Raw genomic sequence first — 7348 nt, forward strand, 5'->3', positions numbered from 1 at the left:
AACAAGACTTGACACCGCTTTCAAAAAGTTTTACCATTGGGGACAAGTTAATGTATGTGATGGAGACGAGGAGATCCACAACTGTTCTTTACTTTATGTAAGGGGATAGTTGTGGATTTTTTTGGACTATAGCTGGACGAAGCTGATATGAAAACGCTCTCTATTATACGTGAATCTATTGAGGAGGGATGGCATGACAGCTTTTTGGGGTGAAGTGATTGGAACAATGATTCTCATTGTATTCGGGGCAGGCGTTTGTGCAGGAGTAAACCTGAAGGGCACATTTGCTGAAAATTCCGGATGGATTGTTATTACGATGGGCTGGGGGATGGGTGTTGCAATGGGGGCTTACGCTGTAGGAGAAATCAGCGGCGCCCATCTGAATCCTGCTCTTACGGTTGGCCTGGCGATAGCGGGTGACTTTTCGTGGGGCCTCGTCCCAATGTATATCCTGGCCCAGATGATTGGAGCTTTTATTGGAGCAGCGCTTATTTATTTACATTATCTGCCGCACTGGGAAAAAACGAAGGATCCCGGAACAAAGCTTGGGGTATTTTCTACTGGCCCGGCGATACCCAATCTGTTTGCCAACTTGCTGAGTGAGGTACTGGGGACTTTTATATTGGTTCTTGGCATTATGGCGATTGGAGCCAACCAGTTTACAGAAGGACTAAATCCGCTGATCGTAGGTTTTCTCATTCTTGCGATTGGTTTATCGTTGGGCGGCACGACCGGCTACGCCATCAACCCGGCACGCGATCTTGGTCCGAGAATTGCTCACGCGGTTTTGCCCATTTTCGGCAAAGGGCCTTCTAATTGGAGCTATGCCTGGATTCCGGTAGCAGGTCCGATAGCAGGCGGCGCACTTGGTGCTGTGTTTTACAATTTTGCATTTAAGGGAATTATCAATTCAGCGTTCTGGGTTGTAACCGCTTTAGTCATTTTGCTATTGGGCGGAGCCTATGCGTATTCGAAGCGGGCAGATAGTTCAGTCAGACAGCCAGTTTAATTCAGTTTAAGGGAGGAAACAAAGATGGAGAAAGAAAAATTCATTTTATCATTGGATCAGGGGACAACGAGCTCAAGAGCCATTTTATTTAACAAAAACGCAGAGATTGTCCATACAGCACAAAAAGAGTTCACTCAGCATTTTCCTAAGCCGGGCTGGGTTGAACACAGCGCAAATGAAATTTGGGGAACTGTTCTTGCCGTTATTGCCTCTGCTCTTTCAGAGTCCAATATTACAGCTGATCAAATAGCGGGGATTGGAATTACGAACCAGCGTGAAACGACAGTTGTATGGGATAAAAACACCGGCCAGCCGGTATATAACGCCATCGTATGGCAGTCCCGCCAGACAGTTCCGATTTGTGAGGAGCTGAAGGCGAAGGATCTTAACGAAACGTTCCGGGAAAAAACAGGGCTTCTCATTGATGCGTATTTTTCAGGGACAAAAGTGAAATGGATTCTGGACAATGTGGAAGGCGCGCGTGAAAAAGCTGAAAAAGGCGATCTTCTCTTTGGAACCATTGATACCTGGCTCATCTGGAAGCTTTCTGGCGGAAAGGCACATGTAACGGACTATTCCAATGCTTCAAGGACGCTAATGTACAATATATATGAACTGAAATGGGACGAAGAGCTTCTTGAAATTCTCGGAGTGCCGGCATCCATGCTGCCTGAGGTCCGCCCTTCCTCTGAAGTGTACGGTGAAACCATCGATTATCATTTCTTCGGAAATAAGATTCCGATTGCCGGAGCGGCGGGAGACCAGCAGGCGGCATTATTTGGTCAAGCGTGTTTTGAAAAGGGCATGGCGAAAAATACGTATGGAACCGGCTGCTTTATGCTCATGAACACCGGACAGGAAGCAATCAAATCAGAACATGGCCTGCTTACAACTCTTGCATGGGGGGTAAATGGAAAAGTAGAGTACGCCCTCGAAGGAAGCATCTTTGTAGCGGGGTCTGCTATCCAATGGCTGCGGGACGGATTGCGCATGTTCAAAGATGCTAAAGACAGTGAAGCCTATGCAACCCGGATTACATCTACTGAAGGTGTTTATATCGTCCCAGCCTTTGTCGGCCTCGGCACTCCATATTGGGACAGTGATGTAAGAGGGGCGGTCTTCGGTTTAACGCGCGGAACGGAAAAGGAGCATTTTGTCCGTGCTACCCTTGAATCGCTCGCTTATCAATCCAGAGACGTGCTGGAGGCCATGGAGGCAGACTCTGGAATTTCACTGAAAACGCTTCGGGTTGACGGGGGTGCCGTGAAAAATAATTTTCTTATGGAATTTCAAAGCAATTTGCTGGGAGTTCCGGTTGAGCGCCCGGTAATCAATGAAACGACCGCTTTAGGTTCCGCTTATCTTGCAGGGCTTGCCGTCGGCTTCTGGAAGGATCAATCCGAGATAACCGACAGATGGGCGATTGACCGTACATTTGAACCGGATATGGAGGATAAAGAAAGGGAAGAATTATACGAGGGCTGGAAAAAAGCGGTGAACGCTGCCAGGGCTTTCAAATAATTCGAACCTGTGCTATACTTAAGATAAGTTAATCACAGTTCGGTTGGAGATTAGGAGAGACCGCAGCGCTATAACAATGGAAGCATTGTTCTAGTTCGTTGCGGTCTCTTTTTTTGCGCGATTATCTTCTGCCAAAATACAGGGAGGCAAATCATATGAGTTTTTCTAGTCTAAATAGAGAGAACCAGCTTGAAAATATGTCTAACGAACAGTACGACCTGTTTGTAATCGGCGGAGGAATTACAGGGGCAGGCATCGCGCTTGATGCAGCCTCAAGAGGCATGAAAATCGGATTGGCAGAAATGCAGGATTTTGCAGCCGGTACATCAAGCAGATCTACGAAGCTTGTCCATGGAGGATTAAGATACTTAAAGCAATTCGAAGTGAAAATGGTAGCTGAGGTAGGAAAAGAACGGGCTATTGTTTATGAAAACGGACCTCATGTTACCACACCGGAGTGGATGCTGCTGCCGATGCATAAGGGCGGTACGTTCGGTAAATTTTCAACTGGAATTGGTCTTCGAGTCTACGATTTCCTTGCGGGTGTAAAGAAAAGCGAATGGCGCACGATGCTTACAGCGGATGAAGTGCTTGAAAGAGAGCCGCTTGTAAAGAAAAAAGATCTTCTTGGCGGAGGGCGCTATGTCGAGTACAAAACAGACGATGCCCGTCTGACCATTGAGGTTATGAAGGAAGCCGTTCGCTTTGGAGCGGAGCCTGTGAACTATGCGAAGGTGGATGGACTGCTGTATGAAAAAGGAAAGGCCGTCGGCGTAAAAATACTGGACATGCTGACCGGTAATTCCTACAATGTGTATGCAAAAAAGATCGTCAACGCCACTGGCCCATGGGTAGATGAGCTGCGTGAAAAAGATCACTCAAAAGAGGGCAAGCACCTGCAGCTTACAAAAGGGATCCATTTAGTATTTGATCAATCCCGCTTCCCGCTAAAACAGGCTGTTTACTTTGATACTCCCGACGGACGTATGGTTTTTGCCATTCCAAGGGAAGGAAAAACCTATGTAGGGACGACGGATACCGTATACAAAAGTGATATTGCAGCTCCAAGGATGACCGAAGCGGATCGACAATATGTCGTGGACTCAATCAACTACATGTTTCCAAGCCTTGAAATTGAGGCCCGCGATGTGGAATCCAGCTGGGCTGGCCTGCGTCCGCTCATCCATGAGGAAGGAAAGGATCCTTCCGAGATTTCCAGAAAAGATGAAGTCTGGACATCCAATTCAGGCCTGATCACGATTGCTGGAGGAAAATTGACAGGGTACCGAAAAATGGCCGAGCATATCGTGAACCTTGTTGCCAGCCGTCTTAAAGAAGAAACGGATCAGGACTTTGGCCATTGCAAAACGAAGAATATGCCGGTTTCCGGCGGGCACGTAGGAGGAGCATCAAGCTTCCTGCAGTTCAAGAAAGTGAAAACCGAAGAAGGAATGGCCCGCGGGCTGACCGAACAGGAAGCGGAGCGTCTTGCCCAGCGGTATGGATCAAACGTCGATCAAGTGCTTGAAATTCTGAATACAGTAAAGGATGAAGCAGCACGCCTAAGCATTCCTGCATATGTCCTTGCAGCAGCGGAATATTCTATTACCGATGAGCTGGCTGCCACACCGGCCGATTTCTTCGTTCGCCGTACAGGGGCTGTTTATTTTAATATTCAATGGGTACGGAAGTACAAGGAGCCTATTATTGATTATATGGGACGCCGTTTAGGCTGGACGGATGATCAAAAGAAAAGATATACAGAGCAGCTGGACGAACAGATTGATTTTGCGGCAGTGCCGCTGGCGGAATAAATGGAATGGAATCGCTCCGGAGAGACGGGGCGATTTTTTTTGGAAATCGGGTAAGGGTTAAGGAGAAATCAAAATCTTTCAATACGCGGAATCCAAACATAGTGGTAAAAACAGGCAGTCACAACCGATTCGACACCGTTAGATTTTGTTCGACATGCTTTTTGGAGAGTTTACTCGAACCCTTATAAACCCAGCCTCAAACCGGTGTTTTATGGTAAAATAGAAAAGCGCATTCTGTTCTTTTTCCTGAAGTTTTGCAGGAGAGAACAGGGGGCATGGAGAAACCGTATAAGAAGATAAAACTTCGCACTTCAGGAGGTAAATGATGAACTGGAATCAAAGCTATGAACGCTGGAAAAACCAAACAAATCTTGACCCTGAGTTACTGGATCTGCTTGTCAGTTTCAAGGATGATGAACAACAGCTGGAGGATCTCTTCTACAAGGATTTGGAATTTGGTACAGGCGGTATGCGCGGAGAAATTGGCCCGGGTACAAACCGTATGAACATCTACACAGTTCGAAAAGCTTCCGAAGGCTTAGCAAAATACATAGAATCGTTTGGCGCCGAAGCGAAGAAAAGAGGTGTGGCAATTGCTTATGATTCCCGCCACAAATCTCCGGAATTTGCTATGGAAGCTGCCAAAACGCTTGCAACGCATGGTATTCAGACCTATGTGTTTGATGAACTTCGTCCTACACCTGAACTAAGCTTCGCTGTCCGTGAGCTTCATGCATTTTCAGGGATTGTTTTAACAGCAAGCCATAACCCGCCTGAATATAACGGATACAAAGTGTACGGTGAGGATGGAGGCCAGCTTCCTCCGGAAGCGGCAGACAAGGTAATCGGCAAAGTAAACGAAGTTGAAGACGAGCTTTCCATTGAGGTAAAGGATGAAGCAAGCCTGAAGGAAGCGGGTTTAATTAAAATCATTGGTGAAGAAATCGATGAAAAATATACTCAAAAGCTGACGTCCATTTCTGTTAATCCTGAGCTATCCAAAGAGGTTGATGTAAAGGTTATTTTCACGCCGCTTCATGGAACCGCAAATAAGCCGGTGCGGCGCGGATTGGAAGCACTTGGCTATGAAAATGTAACAATCGTTAAGGAGCAGGAGCTTCCGGACCCTGACTTTTCTACCGTTAAATCTCCTAACCCTGAAGAGCATGCTGCGTTTGAACTGGCTATCCGTGATGGAGAAGCAGCAGGAGCGGATATCCTGATTGCAACCGACCCGGATGCGGACCGTCTCGGAATCGCTGTGAAGAATGAAGCAGACGAATACGTTGTTCTTACAGGAAACCAGACCGGCGCCATCCTTCTTCATTACTTGCTGTCAGAGAAAAAAGCAAAAGGCACTCTTCCAGATAACGGTATTGTTCTGAAAACGATTGTAACATCGGAAATCGGCCGCGAAATCGCAACTTCCTTTGATCTGGAAACCGTCGACACACTAACTGGTTTTAAATTTATCGGGGAAAAGATCCGCGAATATGAAGAGTCGGGTGAATATTCCTTCCAGTTTGGCTATGAAGAAAGCTACGGGTATCTGATTGGCGATTTTGCACGCGACAAAGATGCCATACAGGCCGCATTGCTTGCTGTGGAAGTTTGTGCTTTCTATAAAAAGAAAGGCATGACACTCTATCAGGGACTGCTTGAGATTTTTGCCCAGTACGGCTACTTTAAGGAAGGGCTGAAATCCCTAACCCTTAAAGGGAAGGAAGGGGCGGAACAAATTCAGGATATTCTTGCTTCCTTCCGTTCAAACCCTCCTGCTGAAATGGCCGGCAAACAGGTAACGATTGTAGAAGATTACAAAACAAGCGAAAGACAGTTGAACGTTACCGGTGAAAAAGAAGAAATCAATCTTCCGAAATCTAATGTTTTGAAGTACTTCCTGGAGGATGGTACTTGGTTCTGCCTGCGTCCGTCGGGTACCGAGCCAAAAATCAAATTCTATTTTGCTGTCAAAGGCACATCCCTTGATGACGCGGAGCAGCGCCTTGCGCACATCGAAAAGTCAGTGATGGAAACGGTAGAAGAAATTATCACAGACAAAGCAGGAAAATAATAGACATCCAAAAACGCCCGGATCTATATCCAGGCGTTTTTTCGTAATCTTTTTAACCTGACTGCCGTGCACCGGATTCTATTTCTGCACTTAGAACGGCGCGAACATGCTCGAATTATGCCGAAAAGTCTTTATATGAAAAGTACGGACAATAAAATCAGAATACGGACAATAAAACCCGAATACGGACAAAAAAACTGCAAGTACGGAGCTTATATAAATATGCGGGACAAAACTGGGTGGGATTTCTGCACTTAGAACGGCGCGAACATGCTCGAATTATGCCGAAAAGTCTTTATATGAAAAGTACGGACAATAAAATCAGAGTACGGACAATAAAATCAGAATACGGACAAAAAAACTGCAAGTACGGAGCTAATATGAATATGCGGGACAAAACTGGGTGGGATTTCTGCACTTAGAACGGCGCGAACATGCTCGAATTATGCCGAAAATTCTTTATATGAAAAGTACGGACAATAAGATCAGAGTACGGACAATAAAATCAGAATACGGACAAAAAAACTGCAAGTACGGAGCTAATATAAATATGCGGGACAAAACTAGGTGGGATTTCTGCACTTAGAACGGCACGAACATGCTCGAATTATGCCGAAAAGTCTTTATATGAAAAGTACGGACAATAAAATCAGAGTACGGACAATAAAATCAGAGTACGGACAATAAAATCAGAATACGGACAATAAAACCCGAATACGGACAATAAAATCAAAGCACCGACCCAATATCGTCAAGTTCAGAAAGCTATTGCAAGCGTCCCCCTGCGATTTAATCGCCGTACAGGTAAAGTCCATATAATTGTGTAAATAGAAAAAGGGTCATATCACCCTCATGTTACAATGTTTTCGACCAAGAAAAAATGTAATGGAGGATGAATATGACCCAGATTAATCTTACCCTAAATGTGGA

4 protein-coding genes are annotated in these 7348 nt (G+C 45.7%); all 4 read left to right on the forward strand.

The genetic code is table 11. The annotated features are described in order from the left end of the window. The first annotated feature begins 193 nt into the window (after window positions 1-193). The 4 genes from ACQCVE_RS18225 to ACQCVE_RS18240 all read left to right on the forward strand — a co-directional run bounded on the left by ACQCVE_RS18225 (window position 194) and on the right by ACQCVE_RS18240 (window position 6418). On the forward strand, window positions 194-1009 hold the full coding sequence (locus ACQCVE_RS18225; protein ID WP_426863587.1) for an MIP/aquaporin family protein: 816 nt from the start codon (window positions 194-196) through the stop codon (window positions 1007-1009). Between the two features lie 24 nt (window positions 1010-1033). Next, window positions 1034-2530 (forward strand): glycerol kinase GlpK, encoded by a 1497-nt coding sequence (gene glpK, locus ACQCVE_RS18230; RefSeq protein ID WP_426863588.1) that lies wholly within the window; start codon window positions 1034-1036, stop codon window positions 2528-2530. Between the two features lie 155 nt (window positions 2531-2685). Then, window positions 2686-4344 (forward strand): glycerol-3-phosphate dehydrogenase/oxidase, encoded by a 1659-nt coding sequence (locus ACQCVE_RS18235; protein WP_426846962.1) that lies wholly within the window; start codon window positions 2686-2688, stop codon window positions 4342-4344. Between the two features lie 325 nt (window positions 4345-4669). Continuing rightward, a complete protein-coding gene (locus tag ACQCVE_RS18240) occupies window positions 4670-6418 on the forward strand; it encodes a phospho-sugar mutase (protein ID WP_426863589.1) in 1749 nt (582 codons plus the stop codon). The last annotated feature ends 930 nt before the right edge of the window (window positions 6419-7348 follow it).

Source organism: Metabacillus sp. 113a, assembly GCF_050107635.1.
In the GTDB taxonomy this organism is placed as follows: Bacteria; Bacillota; Bacilli; order Bacillales; family Bacillaceae; genus Metabacillus_B.

Coding starts and splice junctions, on each gene's coding strand:
- ACQCVE_RS18225 (WP_426863587.1), top strand. CDS start 194: ATGACAGCTTTTTGGGGTGAAGTGATTGGAACAATGATTCTCATTGTA.
- glpK (WP_426863588.1), top strand. CDS start 1,034: ATGGAGAAAGAAAAATTCATTTTATCATTGGATCAGGGGACAACGAGC.
- ACQCVE_RS18235 (WP_426846962.1), top strand. CDS start 2,686: ATGAGTTTTTCTAGTCTAAATAGAGAGAACCAGCTTGAAAATATGTCT.
- ACQCVE_RS18240 (WP_426863589.1), top strand. CDS start 4,670: ATGAACTGGAATCAAAGCTATGAACGCTGGAAAAACCAAACAAATCTT.